The 13,451-nt window shown below is 57.1% G+C and carries 15 protein-coding genes; 9 read left to right on the forward strand and 6 right to left on the reverse strand.

Features of this window, described 5'->3' with window-relative positions; all coding sequences use genetic code 11:
• Nucleotides 1-6 precede the first annotated feature (6 nt).
• Nucleotides 7-705 (forward strand): urea ABC transporter ATP-binding subunit UrtE, encoded by a 699-nt coding sequence (gene urtE / locus IM303_RS11500; RefSeq protein ID WP_028013134.1) that lies wholly within the window; start codon nucleotides 7-9, stop codon nucleotides 703-705.
• Nucleotides 706-757: 52 nt separating this feature from the next.
• Nucleotides 758-1,399, forward strand: coding sequence for a metal-binding protein ZinT (gene zinT, locus IM303_RS11505; RefSeq protein ID WP_193359932.1), 642 nt, complete (start codon nucleotides 758-760; stop codon nucleotides 1,397-1,399).
• A 46-nt stretch (nucleotides 1,400-1,445) separates the two neighbouring features.
• On the opposite strand, the gene ydeE is transcribed toward zinT, so the two are convergent.
• The gene (gene ydeE, locus IM303_RS11510; RefSeq protein ID WP_193359933.1) at nucleotides 1,446-2,639 is read right to left on the reverse strand and encodes an efflux MFS transporter YdeE; all 1,194 of its coding nucleotides are present in this window, start codon (nucleotides 2,637-2,639) and stop codon (nucleotides 1,446-1,448) included.
• A gap of 194 nt (nucleotides 2,640-2,833) precedes the next feature.
• Here ydeE and eamA point away from each other — a divergent pair, with 194 nt between their 5' ends.
• Complete coding sequence (gene eamA / locus IM303_RS11515) at nucleotides 2,834-3,733, forward strand: O-acetylserine/cysteine exporter (RefSeq protein WP_192971062.1); 900 nt, start codon at nucleotides 2,834-2,836, stop codon at nucleotides 3,731-3,733.
• Nucleotides 3,734-3,771: 38 nt separating this feature from the next.
• Here the strand turns inward: eamA and marB are convergent, their stop codons facing one another.
• Genes marB through marR form a run of 3 tightly spaced genes read right to left on the reverse strand, consistent with a single transcriptional unit; the run spans nucleotide 3,772 to nucleotide 4,859 of the window.
• On the reverse strand, nucleotides 3,772-3,990 hold the full coding sequence (gene marB, locus IM303_RS11520) for a multiple antibiotic resistance protein MarB (RefSeq protein ID WP_028013138.1): 219 nt from the start codon (nucleotides 3,988-3,990) through the stop codon (nucleotides 3,772-3,774).
• 33 nt (nucleotides 3,991-4,023) lie between these two features.
• Complete coding sequence (marA, locus tag IM303_RS11525) at nucleotides 4,024-4,404, reverse strand: MDR efflux pump AcrAB transcriptional activator MarA (protein ID WP_008502237.1); 381 nt, start codon at nucleotides 4,402-4,404, stop codon at nucleotides 4,024-4,026.
• 20 nt (nucleotides 4,405-4,424) lie between these two features.
• Nucleotides 4,425-4,859, reverse strand: coding sequence for a multiple antibiotic resistance transcriptional regulator MarR (gene marR, locus IM303_RS11530; protein WP_028013139.1), 435 nt, complete (start codon nucleotides 4,857-4,859; stop codon nucleotides 4,425-4,427).
• Between the two features lie 256 nt (nucleotides 4,860-5,115).
• Between marR and IM303_RS11535 the strand changes: the two genes are divergently transcribed.
• Complete coding sequence (locus IM303_RS11535; RefSeq protein ID WP_041909999.1) at nucleotides 5,116-5,781, forward strand: MarC family NAAT transporter; 666 nt, start codon at nucleotides 5,116-5,118, stop codon at nucleotides 5,779-5,781.
• Nucleotides 5,782-5,827: 46 nt separating this feature from the next.
• Here IM303_RS11535 and IM303_RS11540 read toward each other — a convergent pair whose 3' ends face one another.
• On the reverse strand, nucleotides 5,828-7,024 hold the full coding sequence (locus IM303_RS11540) for a sugar transporter (protein ID WP_041909997.1): 1,197 nt from the start codon (nucleotides 7,022-7,024) through the stop codon (nucleotides 5,828-5,830).
• 177 nt (nucleotides 7,025-7,201) lie between these two features.
• Between IM303_RS11540 and IM303_RS11545 the strand changes: the two genes are divergently transcribed.
• The 3 genes from IM303_RS11545 (at nucleotide 7,202) to IM303_RS11555 (ending at nucleotide 9,384) form a co-directional block, all read left to right on the forward strand.
• Nucleotides 7,202-7,990 (forward strand): PhzF family phenazine biosynthesis protein, encoded by a 789-nt coding sequence (locus IM303_RS11545; RefSeq protein ID WP_049137834.1) that lies wholly within the window; start codon nucleotides 7,202-7,204, stop codon nucleotides 7,988-7,990.
• A gap of 26 nt (nucleotides 7,991-8,016) precedes the next feature.
• Nucleotides 8,017-8,811 (forward strand): PhzF family phenazine biosynthesis protein, encoded by a 795-nt coding sequence (locus IM303_RS11550; RefSeq protein ID WP_193359934.1) that lies wholly within the window; start codon nucleotides 8,017-8,019, stop codon nucleotides 8,809-8,811.
• 90 nt (nucleotides 8,812-8,901) lie between these two features.
• Nucleotides 8,902-9,384: a GNAT family N-acetyltransferase gene (locus IM303_RS11555; RefSeq protein ID WP_193359935.1), complete on the forward strand. Its 483-nt coding sequence runs from the start codon at nucleotides 8,902-8,904 to the stop codon at nucleotides 9,382-9,384.
• Here IM303_RS11555 and IM303_RS11560 read toward each other — a convergent pair.
• Nucleotides 9,338-10,216, reverse strand: a complete 879-nt coding sequence (locus tag IM303_RS11560) for a LysR family transcriptional regulator (protein ID WP_028013145.1) — start codon at nucleotides 10,214-10,216, stop codon at nucleotides 9,338-9,340. The genes IM303_RS11555 and IM303_RS11560 overlap by 47 nt on opposite strands.
• A gap of 98 nt (nucleotides 10,217-10,314) precedes the next feature.
• Between IM303_RS11560 and sad the strand changes: the two genes are divergently transcribed.
• Together sad and IM303_RS11570 are read left to right on the forward strand one after the other, a co-directional pair.
• Nucleotides 10,315-11,703, forward strand: coding sequence for a succinate-semialdehyde dehydrogenase (gene sad / locus IM303_RS11565; protein WP_193359936.1), 1,389 nt, complete (start codon nucleotides 10,315-10,317; stop codon nucleotides 11,701-11,703).
• Between the two features lie 107 nt (nucleotides 11,704-11,810).
• Nucleotides 11,811-13,400, forward strand: coding sequence for a methyl-accepting chemotaxis protein (locus tag IM303_RS11570; protein WP_192986904.1), 1,590 nt, complete (start codon nucleotides 11,811-11,813; stop codon nucleotides 13,398-13,400).
• Nucleotides 13,401-13,451 lie beyond the last annotated feature (51 nt).

Here is a 13,451-nt window from a genome sequence, read left to right on the forward strand (position 1 = left end):
GCGATGATGTTACAGGTTAACGAACTGAATCAGTACTACGGCGGCAGCCATATCCTGCGCGGCGTGAGCTTCGAAGCCGCTCCCGGTGAAGTCACCTGTCTGCTGGGGCGCAACGGCGTCGGGAAAACCACGCTGCTGAAATGCCTGATGGGGCTGATCCCGGCGAAAACCGGGGAGGTCATCTGGCAGGGTAAAACGATCACCCACAGCAGGCCGCACCAGCGGGTGCAGTCCGGCGTGGCGTATGTCCCGCAGGGGCGCGAGATTTTCCCGCGCCTGACCGTGGAAGAGAACCTTTTGCTTGGGCTGTCGCGTTTTTCCGCCCGCGAGGCAAAGCAGGTTCCTGACGAGATCTGGCAGCTGTTTCCGGTTCTCAAAGAGATGAAGCACCGCCGCGGGGGCGATCTCTCCGGCGGGCAGCAGCAGCAGCTGGCGATTGGTCGCGCGCTGGCGAGCCGTCCGCAGCTGCTGATTCTGGACGAACCGACGGAAGGCATACAGCCTTCCGTCATCAAAGAGATTGGCCAGGTGATCCGCACCCTCGCAAACAGAGGCGATATGGCAATCCTGCTCGTCGAGCAGTTTTACGACTTTGCCGCCGAGCTGGCCGACAGCTATCTCCTGATGTCCCGCGGCACTATCATTCAGCGCGGGAGGGGCGAAAATATGGAGCAGGAGGGCGTTCGCGGCCTGGTTGCGATTTGAAATGTTATATTATAACATCATCATTCTTATAAAACGGAATGAGGGCGTTACTTTGGCTGCACATATTGGAAAATTTGCCATGACTCTGGGGGCGCTGCTGGTCAGCGGCCAGCTGTTCGCTCACTCGCACGGCCATCAGATGACCGAAGCGGAACAGAAGGCGGCGAACGGCGTGTTTGAGGATAAAGACGTGAAGGACAGAACGCTGTCCGACTGGGACGGCACCTGGCAGTCGGTGTATCCGTTCCTGCTGGACGGTTCGCTGGATCCGGTCTTCAAACAGAAAGCGCAGAAGGATAAAAGCAAAACCTTTGACGAGGTGAAAGCGTACTACCGCAAGGGATATGCCACGGACGTGGATGCCATCGGCATTGAAAATAACGTAATGGAATTCCACAGAGGCAAGGCGGTCAGCAGCTGTCAGTATGACTACAGTGGCTACAAAATTCTGACCTACGCATCGGGCAAAAAAGGCGTTCGCTATCTGTTTGAGTGTAAGGATGCCGACAGCAAGGCGCCGAAGTTCGTGCAGTTCAGCGACCACATCATCGGGCCGAAAGCCTCATCGCACTTCCATCTTTTTATGGGCAATACCTCCCACGAGGCGCTGCTGAAAGAGATGGACAACTGGCCGACCTATTATCCAAACGAGATGTACAAAGAGCAGGTGGTGGAGGAGATGCTGCACCACTGATGCGTTATTGCCGGGGGGCGGCTTCGCCTTACCCGGCCACTATTTTTTACGCCGCTTTGGGGGATTCGTTCCACGCCTTCACGCTCATTCCCCGCAAAATCATCAGCCAGGCAACGACGATGGCAACCATCATGATTGCAAACAGCGACCAGTGCGGCAGGTTGGTCAGGATAATGCCGGTGATCATCGGGTTTGCCGCCGCGCCGAGCCAGCCCAGCGCCTGCGCGGAAAAATAGCTCGCCTTCATCCCCGGCGGGGCGATGTTGTCGATCAGCATGTATTCACCCGGTGCGTAGATAATCTCACCCAGCGTAAAGATGGCGGCGGCGATGCCCCAGTAAATCAGGTTCTCCCCGGAGAGCATAAAGCCTCCCAGACCCAGGATAAAAAACAGCGTTGCGGAGGTCATTAAAGGCCGAATATTGCTGGCGGAGATCTTCCGCCCCAGCGCGTACTGCAGCGTCACCACCACGGCGGCGTTAACGGGCAGCACCACGGCGACCACCTTCTGGGCAAAATCGCTGTCGGCATTGGCGGCCAGTACGTATTGCGAAATGCAGCTGGCGAACGATCCGCCCACGTAAGACGCGAGCAGGCCGGAGAGGGTGAACCAGAACAGGGCGCGATCTTTCAGCAGCACCGACGGCTGCCAGGGCATCTTCTCCTCGGCGGTATCCAGCGCGACGCTTTTTTGCACGAAGAAATGAATAAACCCGAGCGGCAGCGCGGCGCAGAAGGCCGCCAGCCAGAACGGCAGCTGCAGGCTGTACATCACCAGCAGGGTGCCAATCGGCGGCCCAATCGTCCAGCCAATGTTCAGAAAGCTGTAGTTGAGCGAGAAGACGCGCGCTTTCTGGCTGGAGGTCAGCACGTCCGAGAACCAGGCTTTCAGCACCGTCGAAAAGACGGAATAGGCGCAGTTAATAAGGGAAAAGAACAGCACTACCAGGGTGACGTTATCCACCAGCGGAATCGCGACAAAACCGGCGATAAAAGCCACGATCGCGATCAGCATATAGCGTTTTTTATCAAACTTATCGGCCAGAATGCCAAATCCCAGGCTGAACACCACGCCAACGGTCAGCGCAATCGTCAGGGCATAACCAATATTCTCGACGCTCATATTAAACACGCGCGTGAGATAAATGGTCATGAACGGCAGCGTTGCCCCCCGACCGATGGTTAATAACAATGACGATGCCAGCAGCGCTGCGGTTGAGCGCCTGAGAGATGGTTTCATATACCTTCCCGACGGTTGCTTATGCTTTTTTTAGACGAGTGTTAACAGGATTACCATGACATAAGGGGCTTGTATAGCACCCGATTTATCCCTAAGTGCTTCAGCTGCCTGCCAGAAATAATGATCTTCTCGCGGCACACTTTTTTCTGTTACCTTGAAGTGTTAACAAATTATTAATAATTCAGGGGCAGGATATGACGCGTAAAGACGGACTGCTGGCGTTGCTGGTGGTCGTGGTATGGGGACTCAATTTTGTGGTCATTAAGCTGGGATTGCACAACATGCCCCCGCTGATGCTGGCCGGTTTGCGTTTTATGCTGGTGGCGTTCCCGGCGCTCTTTTTCGTCGCCCGTCCGAAAATCCCGTTAAAACTGCTGCTGGGCTACGGTCTGACCATCAGCTTTGGCCAGTTCGCGTTTCTCTTCTGCGCCATCAAGTTCGGCATGCCGGCCGGTCTGGCCTCGCTGGTGTTACAGGCGCAGGCGTTCTTTACCATTATTCTCGGCGCATTTGTGTTTGGCGAACGTCTGCAGGGCAAGCAGCTGGCGGGGATAACGCTGGCGGTATTTGGCGTGCTGGTGCTGATTGAAGCCAGCCTGAACGGTCAGGATGTGGCGCTGCTCGGGTTTATGCTCACGCTGGCGGCGGGGCTGAGCTGGGCGTGCGGCAATATTTTCAACAAGCTGATTATGCAGCACGAGGCGAGGCCTCAGGTGATGTCTCTGGTGGTCTGGAGCGCATTGATCCCGATAATCCCGTTTCTGGTGGCGTCGTTTATTCTGGATGGTCCGGAGGTGATGCTGAACAGCCTGGTCGAGATCGATCTGACCACGATCTTTTCTCTTATCTATCTGGCGTTTGTCGCCACCATCGTGGGCTACGGGATCTGGGGTTCGCTGCTGGGGCGCTATGAGACCTGGCGCGTCGCGCCGCTGTCTTTGCTGGTTCCGGTAGTGGGGCTTGCCAGTGCGGCGATACTGCTGGATGAAACGCTGAGCGCGCTGCAGCTGCTCGGTGCCGTGCTGATCATGGCCGGGCTATACATCAACGTGTTTGGCCTGCGGGTTCGCCGGGCGGCGCGGGTAAGGGGATAGGGCGTAAAAAAGCCCCGCGGCTGCGGGGCAAAAACGAATCAGAGGCCGTGCTGATTATAATAAGGCACGCCTAATTCGTCGGATTTGTCGCTACCAGCACCCATGTGGTTGAAATCATAAGGCGACTGGTCATGTGCTGACGGCAAAATCATCGTGTCATGATTATTTTGCTGCGTTGCACCTGGGGTTTGCTCCGCGAAGGTCTGGCTGGAAAACAGCACCAGCAAGGCGAGGGCGGCGGAGGCGGTAACTTTCATTTTTTCCTCGGTTACGTCTTTTACAGGCGATGATTAACTACAGTGTTTTAACGGATACAGATAACGGGATTCACCCGGCACGCTGGTGATTCGGTACTTATGAGGCGGCACGTCAAAATAGTTCTTGAACGTACGCGTGAGGGTTTGCTGTGATTCAAATCCGTAACGCTCCGCCAGATAAAGGATCGGTTCATTGCTTTCTTTCAGTTTCTGGGCAATTTCCGTCAGCTTGCGGCTGCGAATATATTGACCTAATGAATGACCGGTCTCTTTTTTGAACATCCGTTGCAGGTGCCATTTGGAGTAACCTGAACGCTCAGACACTTTTTCAAGGGAGAGCGGCGATTCCAGGTTATCTTCGATCCAGTCCAAAATGCTATGAATAGTGATAGCGTCAGTATTGCGTCTGGACATCGTCATACCTCTTTTTCTGTTTACGGCAGTATTTTCTTCAGCAAAAGCTCAAGGGTAGCCACTTCATCTGCCGTTAAGTTTTTTGTTAGTTCCTGATGCAGTGTTTGTCCTACTAATTGATGACATTGCTCGCACATAGCCGCACCATCGCTGGTGAGCCTGACCAGTACGCCGCGTTTGTCATTCGGGTTAGGGCTTCGTTCTACCCATCCTTTGCAGACGAGACGATCGAGCATGCGGGTTAACGCACCCAGATCGACAGAGAGCACCTTTTTCAGCTCAACCGGCGTGATACACACTTCGCAGCGAATGGAACACAGCACTTTGAACTGTGTTGCGGTGATATCCAGCGGTGACAGGTAGTCATTGAGCAGGCGATCTTTTTTCTGGTTAACCATATGAATAAGACGACCCAGCGGAACAACGTCGTTAAAGATATCACTGGTGCTTTTCACAATGGTTGCCCTGGCAAGTAGTTTAATCACGGCAGATATTATTGCTCAGGCAAGTATAAGTCAACTGAATGAATCAGCCGATGCCACGAATTGCTAAAACGTTTCATGAACGATTTTTGCAACCTTTCAAATCAGGAAGATAACAAACGGGTATCGTTCCCAAAGGAAAACTATCGTTACGTTGCGCCGATGGCTGAACGTCACACTTTCACCCTATAATCGCGATGTTAAATATGGATAAGGACAACGACGCACTATGTTGGATTTGATTAAAGCAATTGGTCTCGGGCTGGTGGTACTGCTGCCGTTAGCTAACCCGTTAACGACGGTGGCGCTGTTCCTGGGGCTGGCAGGGAATATGAACAGCGCCGAGCGCAACCATCAGTCGATGATGGCTTCGGTGTATGTGTTTGCCATTATGATGGTGGCCTACTACGCCGGGCAGCTGGTGATGAACACCTTCGGGATTTCAATTCCCGGGCTGCGTATAGCGGGCGGGCTGATTGTGGCCTTTATCGGCTTCCGCATGCTGTTCCCGGCGCAGAAAGCGCACGAGTCTCCGGAGGCAACCAGCAAATCTGAAGAGCTGGAGTCCGAACCGAGCGCGAATATTGCTTTTGTACCGCTGGCCATGCCGAGTACGGCCGGGCCGGGTACCATCGCGATGATCATCAGTTCTGCATCGACGGTGCGCGACAGCTCTACCTTCCCGGACTGGGTACTCACCGTTGCGCCACCGCTAATTTTTGCGCTTATTGGGGTTATCGTGTGGGCGTCTCTGCGCAGTTCCGGTGCGATCATGCGCTGGGTGGGCAAGGGCGGTATCGAGGCGATTTCCCGTCTGATGGGCTTCTTACTGGTCTGTATGGGCGTGCAGTTTATTATTAACGGCGTGCTGGAGATTATTAAGACCTACCACTGATGTCATTGCCGGGTGGCGGCTACGCCTTGCCCGGCACAAACGCACCTCACCCGTGCTGCCCCTGTTCCTCCAGCGCCACCGGCCACTTGCGGAAGATGAGTACCGACCAGACGAGCGCGACGAGCGCCGGAATCGCCCCCAGATAGCCAATCGCCGACATCGATACGTGCAGGCTAATCTGATTGCCCACCAGCGCCCCCGCGCCAATCCCCAGATTGAATATCCCCGAGAACAGCGACATCGCCACGTCCGTGGCATCCGGTGCCAGGGCCAGGACTTTCACCTGCATGCCGAGACCAATAATCATGATCGCCACGCCCCAGAACAGGCTCAGGATCGCCAGCTGGCTTTCGCTGCCTGACGCAGGCAGCAGCAGCACCAGGCACGCCAGAAGCAGGCCGATGGCGCTGCTCACCAGCAAGGAGGCATGCTGGTTACCCAGTTTACCAAACAGCACGCTGCCAATAATGCCCGCGCCGCCGAGAATGAGCAGTAAGAGGGTGGCAAAGTTTGCGCTAAAGCCCGCGACCACCTGCACAAACGGTTCAATGTAGCTGTACGCCGTGTAGTGCGCGGTGACCACGATAACGGTAAGCAGGTAGATACTCAGCAGCGCCGGGCGACGCATCAGCAGCGGCAGGCTTTTCAGCGAGCCGGAGTGTTCGCTTGGCAGCGCGGGCAGCAGCTTAATCAGACACACCAGCGTCACCAGCGCGCCCATGCCGATGGCAAAGAAGGTGGTACGCCAGCCGAAGTACTGTCCCACGATGCGGCCAATGGGCAGCCCCAGCACCATCGCCAGCGCGGTACCGGTGGCAATCAGGCTCAAGGCCTGGGCGCGTTTACCCGCCGGCGCGAGCCGAATAGCCAGCGACGCGGTGATCGACCAGAACACCGCGTGGGCAAAGGCAATGCCGATGCGGCTAATGACCAGCACCGTAAAATTCCACGCCATAAACGACAGGACATGGCTGGCAATGAACAGGGCAAACAGGCCGATCAACAGCCTGCGCCGCTCCATCTGGCTGGTCAGCAACATAAACGGCAAAGACATCAGCGCCACCACCCAGGCGTAGATAGTTAACATAATCCCCACCTGCGCCGTTTCCATCTGGAAGCTTTCTGCTATGTCAGACAACAGCCCAACCGGAACAAATTCTGTGGTGTTAAAAATAAATGCGGCAATGGCCAGCGTGACCACGCGTAGCCACGCGACCCTGCGGGAAACTGTGTTCGTTGTCATAGGGATGTCGGAGATTCGTTGCTGGAAAGATGAGAAGGCGATCTTAAAACGTCATACGGCGAAAACTCAACCATTATGTGACGCAGATCTCAATATTTACCTTATGAAAGCGGTAGCCGGGGGCGTTGTTTTCATTGAATATAAAAGTACAACACAGCAAAGACAGGCGGTAAGACAATGCAGGAGATTGATTTTTATCTGGTAGATGCGTTCAGCAATACCTCGTTCGGCGGCAATCCGGCAGCGGTTTGCCCGCTGAACGAATGGCTGCCGGATGAAACGTTACTGAAAATGGCGCAGCAGCATAATCAGTCGGAAACCGCATTTTTCGTCTGCACTAAGGGCGGCATTGAGCTACGCTGGTTTACCACGCTCACTGAAGTCAATCTCTGCGGTCACGCCACCCTGGCCGCCGCGTACGTTCTGTTTAATGAACTCGATTACCCCGACTCGCGGATCCACTTTGATACCGCCTCTGGCCGACTGACGGTCAGCCGGGAGGGAGAGTGGATGACGCTGGACTTCCCGGCGTGCCCGACCCGTGAAGAGACGCCGCCGCCGGAGATGCTCGCGGCGCTCGGTATCCGCCATTACGTTGCAGCCCGTAAAGGCCGCGCCTGGGTGATTGTGCTGGAAAATCCCCGGCAGGTTGAAGCACTTGCGCCGCGCTTTTCGGCGATGACGCCGGGCGAGCATAAAGTGAGCGTGACGGCACCGGGTGAAGGGGAATATGACTTTGTCAGCCGATTCTTCTCACCGGGCGTTGCCGTTCCGGAAGATCCGGTGACCGGATCCGCGCACACGATGCTGATCCCCTACTGGAGCGAAAAGCTGGGGAAAACTGCAATGTTTGCCCGTCAGGTTTCGGCGCGCGGCGGGGATGTGCGCTGCGAGCTGAAAGGGGAGCGCGTATTGATGAGCGGTCAGGCGTCGTGCTACCTGAAAGGCACTGTGTATCTGCGCTAAAACTGATAACAAAAGAGGAAGAGACAATGCGGGAAATTGATTTTTATCTGGTGGATGCCTTCAGCGACAAAACCTTTGGCGGCAACGCGGCAGCGGTATGTCCTCTGGAAGAGTGGCTGCCGGACGAGACGCTTCTCAAAATGGCACAGCAGCATAACCAGTCGGAGACCGCGTTTTTTGTGCGAACCGACGGCGGATTTGAACTGCGCTGGTTCACCACGCTGCATGAAATTAACCTCTGCGGCCATGCGACCCTCGCGGCATCACACGTCATTTTTGAGTATCTGGACTATCCGCATACGGAAATCCACTTTACCACGCGCTTCGTAGGGGAGCTGACGGTCAAACGCAGCGGCGACTGGCTGACGCTGAATTTCCCCGCATGGTCCACGGAGGTCGTCGATAACCCACCGCCTGCACTGTTTAGCGCGCTGGGCATCCCGGCGGCAAAAGAGGTGCGCGTCGGGCGAGACTACCTCGTGGTGCTGGAGAGCCAGCAGCAGGTGGAGGCATTAATGCCGGATATTGGCGCGATGGTTCCGCTGGGCAAAATGGTCTGCGTAACCGCGCCGGGCGAAGGGGAATATGACTTCGTCAGCCGCTTTTTCTGCCCGGGCGAAGGGGTGCCGGAAGATCCGGTTACCGGGTCCACGCACAGCATGCTGATCCCTTACTGGAGTGAAAGGCTGGGTAAGACGTCGCTCAACGCCCGCCAGGTGTCGTACCGCGGCGGGGATCTTAGCTGCGAGCTGAAGGGCGACCGCGTACTCATTGCCGGCCAGGCCACCCTGTACCTGAAAGGGCGGATCTTTTTACGCTAGCGGCTGCGCGATAAGTTAATACTATGAAGCAGCCTGGCAGGCCTGCGCTATGTTGACATTGAGTTTCACAAATAAAGCAAGGAGCCTGCCATGTATTCCATTACCTCTGAATCTGCACGTCACCCGGACATTCTTATGCTGATTGCGGCCCTCGACCGTTATCAGAGCGAACTCTATCCCGCCGAAAGCAACCATCTGCTCGATCTTTCAGAACTGCCCGCGGCATCCCTTATCCTGATGATCGTCCGCGATCCGCAGCTTCAGGCCGTTGGCTGTGGAGCTATCGTGCTTAACGGCGACGGAACGGGGGAGATGAAGCGGGTTTATATCGAGCCGACCCATCGCGGGCAACATCTGGCTGAGAAGCTGCTGGCCGCGCTGGAAGATGAGGCCCTGAGCCGTCACTGCCATACCGTACGGCTGGAAACGGGCATCAAACAGCATGCCGCGATTCGTCTTTATGAACGAAGCGGCTACGATCGGCGTCCGGCGTTTGCCCCGTATGTGGACGATCCGCTCAGCCTGTTTATGGAGAAGGCGCTGGTTGAAGACGTTCGTTTAGCAGCGCTATAAACGCTTCCAGCTGGCGGGTCATCGCCCCGCGTCGCCACACCAGCCAGGTAGTGAGCCAGCGCCAGTTTTCCGCCAGCGGCCAGGCTTCAACCTGATGGTGGCCCGGCATACTTTCCAGCATTGAGCGCGGCATCAGCGCGATGCCCGCGCCCGCGATGACGCAGGCGAGCATGCCGTGATAGGACTCCATCTCATGAATGCGTCCCGGCGCGGCTCTGTCTGCATGAAACCAGCTCTCCAGGTGTCGGCGATACGAGCAGTTTGCGCGAAAGGCATAAACATCACTGCCGCTCACCTGCGCAGCGCGCGTTACCTCTGTCTGCCCGGCAGGGGTGACCAGCATCATCTCTTCCCGGTAGACCGGCATCCCCTCCAGCTCCGGGTGCGACAGCGGCCCGTCGACAAAGGCGGCGCTCAGGGTTCCCTCCAGTACGCCATCAATCATCGTCCCGGACGGCCCGGTAGAAAGGGCAAACTGGATGCGCGGATAGCGCTGGTTAAACTGCGCCAGCGTCTCAGGGATGCGCACGGCGGCGGTGCTCTCCAGCGCGCCGAGGGCAAACAGCCCCTGCGGCTCATCGCCCGCGACGACCATGCGCGCTTCATCCACCAGCGCCAGGATCTGCCTGCTGTAGCGCAGGAAGTTATGACCGGCGGGAGATAAGCGTAAACGCTGGTTCTCACGAATAAACAGCTCCACGCCAAGATCGGCCTCCAGCTGGCGGATGCGGGTCGTCAGATTCGAAGGAACGCGATGCACCTTCTGCGCCGCCTGGGTGATGCTGCCCGTCAGCGCGACGGCGTTAAACATTTCAAGCTGGGTTAAGTCCATAGCATTCTCGTTTCGTGAATAAGGTGGTCAGTATTATTCATTTTTAAGAAATAGCAGAGTGAGCCACACTTAATCAACCGAAATGCGTGGAGAACATCATGAAATATTCATCTGCTACACATGCTCTGTCCGTTAACCCTGCAACGGGCGAAACGCTCGCCTCGTATCAGTGGGCGACGCAGGAAGAGGTTGAACGTGCCATCGCGCTGGCTGATGCGGGCTTTCGTCACTGGCGGTGCGAAAGCGTAGCCCACCGGGCGCAGAAGCTGCGCGATCTCGGCACCGCGCTGCGCGGTCGCGCGGAAGAGATGGCCCGGATGATGTCCCGCGAGATGGGAAAACCCATTCAGCAGGCGCGGGCGGAAGTGGCGAAATCAGCGGGCCTTTGCGACTGGTATGCCGAACATGGCCCGGCGATGCTGAATGCTGAACCCACGCAGGTCGAGAATAACAACGCGGTCATCGAGTATCGTCCGCTGGGGCCAATTCTGGCGGTGATGCCGTGGAACTTCCCGCTTTGGCAGGTGCTGCGCGGCGCGGTGCCGATCCTGCTGGCAGGTAACAGCTATCTGCTCAAACACGCGCCCAACGTGCTCGGCTCGGCGGAACTTATCGCGCAGATTTTTGCGGACGCCGGCTTCCCTGAAGGGGTATTCGGCTGGGTGAACGCCACCAATGACGGCTTAAGCCAGGCGATTAACGATCGTCGCATTGCGGCGGTAACCGTCACCGGCAGCGTGCGCGCCGGGGCAGCCATTGGCGCGCAGGCGGGGGCGGCGCTGAAAAAATGCGTTCTTGAGCTGGGGGGTTCTGACCCGTTCATCGTTCTCAACGATGCCGACCTGGATCTTGCCGTGAAGGCGGCGGTAGCAGGGCGCTACCAGAATACCGGGCAGGTGTGCGCGGCGGCCAAACGGTTCATTGTGGAAGAGGGTATCGCAGACACCTTTACCCGACGCTTCGTTGACGCCGTCGCCGCGTTAAAGATGGGCGCGCCGGATGAAGAAGAGAACTACCTTGGCCCGATGGCGCGCTATGATCTGCGCGATGAACTGCATCAGCAGGTGCAGGCGAGCCTGGCAGAAGGGGCAACGCTGCTTCTGGGGGGAGAGAAAATCAGCGGTGAGGGGAATTATTACGCGCCAACCGTGCTGGCGAACGTCACCCCATCGATGACGGCCTTCCGCCAGGAGCTGTTTGGTCCGGTCGCGGCCATTACGGTTGCGAAAGACGCGGCGCACGCCCTGACGCTTGCCAATGACAGCGACTTTGGCCTGTCTGCCACGGTCTTCACCGCCGACGCAGCGCTTGCGGATAAATTCTCTCGCGAGCTGGAGTGCGGTGGGGTGTTTATCAACGGATACAGCGCCAGCGACGCGCGCGTGGCCTTTGGTGGCGTGAAGAAAAGTGGCTTTGGCCGCGAACTTTCCCATTTTGGTTTGCACGAATTCTGTAATGTGCAGACGGTGTGGAAGGATCGCGTGTAATTTATTCGGCCCTCATCACGAGGGCCGTTGTCATTTATCTGCAATGGTTCTGTCATTTTCGTTTCGTAGACTCGCACGCGTCTAACGTCTTGTTACTGAAGAAAATTATGAACCTAACGCAAATTTTTCGCCGTATTGCGCAGCGTCTTATCCCTCGCCAGTTTGGCCTGCTGACGGGCATCTTTTGTATTATTGGCCTTTTCTCCGCGCTGCAGCTCTCCTCATCCTTTCTGCTGAACGCCTCCCTGAAGGAAGCTCAGCGCAATGAACGACAAAACCTGCTGGCGTATCAGCAGCAGAGCAAGCTGGATCTGGCGCGCGTCTCTCTGCTGGCGGCGAGCGATCTGCTCAACCGCTCCGGCGTCTGGTTTATGCAGGATAAAGAAACCGGCTCGGAAGGAAGCTGGCACAGCCTGATGGACGACGCACAAAAGTCGCTGGCGGTTTCTCAGCAGGCATGGAAGGCCTGGCTGGCGCTCAGCCCGCCAAAAGATGAGGCGCTGATTAACAGCTACCAGCTTTTCTACGATGCCATTAAGGAGCAATCGGAAGCGCTTGTCAGAACCAACTCGATTGATGCCTTTTTTGCCGTGCCGGCACAGGCGTTTCAGACCGACTTTAACGACAACTACGCGCGCTATCAGCAGGCCAGCGAGAAGCAGGCCCTGCAGGGGCGTCAGGCTTTAATGGCGCAGCTCTCCGGTCTGCAAACGTTGTTCCTGCTGGCGCCGGTTCTGCTACTCGCCATCGCCGCAGCCGTCTGGTTCGGCATGTCCAGGTGGGTGATTACGCCGTTGCGTCGGCTTATTGCACATATTAACCGGCTGGCCGCTGGAGATCTCTCCGGCACGCCGCCAAACGTGATGCGCTTTAACCGGGAGACGGGGCAGCTTAGCGACAGCGTTGCCACCATGCAGCGCGGCTTGCAGCAGCTGGTGACGCAGGTCAGCCACGCCACAGCCACGATGGTGGAGAACATTGGCTCCCTCGCGGAGGGAAACCAGAAGCTGTACCAGCAGTCGGCGCGTCAGGCAAAGGAGCTGGAGGAGGTCACAGCGCATATCGCGGCGCTGGAAACCCACGTGGAAGGGAATACCGGCTATGCCCGCCTCGCCAGCTCGCGCGCGGATGAAGCGCGTCAGGCTGCCGTAGGAGGCGACCAGATGATGTCGACCGTGAATGCCTCCATGCAGGCGATCGTCGAGCGATCGTCAGAGATGCGCGGGATCGTGGCGATGATCGACAGCGTGGCGTTTCAGACTAACATTCTGGCGCTCAACGCCGCCATTGAGGCCGCCCATGCCGGAAACCAGGGGCGCGGGTTTGCCGTCGTCGCCCGGGAAGTCGGGCTCCTGGCGCGAAAGAGCAGCCACTCGACGCAGACCATTCAGGAGTTGATCAACCGCTCCGTGCAGGGCATTGAAGACGGCTCCCGCGCCGTGAATCTGATGGAAGAGAACCTGCAGCAGGTCACCGGTCTGGTGGGCAATTTAAGCAGTTTGCTGAATGAAATCTCGACCGCCACGCTCAGTCAGGGAGAAAGTATTCACCAGATGACGCGCCAGCTTCAGGCGCTGAATCAGGTCTCGCGCCAGACGGATCTGCTGGTTTCTGACGCCTCGGAGGCCTCTGAACGTCTGCAAAAGCAGTCCGATCTTTTATTGCAGGCCGTTTCGCGTTTTCGTCTTAGCGCCTGACGCAATACATTAGCCTCTGTTATACTCGCAGCCCGTTTTAGCCTGAGGGCA

Origin of the sequence: Enterobacter cloacae complex sp. P38RS, from assembly GCF_014930775.1 — a bacterium.
GTDB lineage: Bacteria > Pseudomonadota > Gammaproteobacteria > Enterobacterales > Enterobacteriaceae > Enterobacter > Enterobacter bugandensis.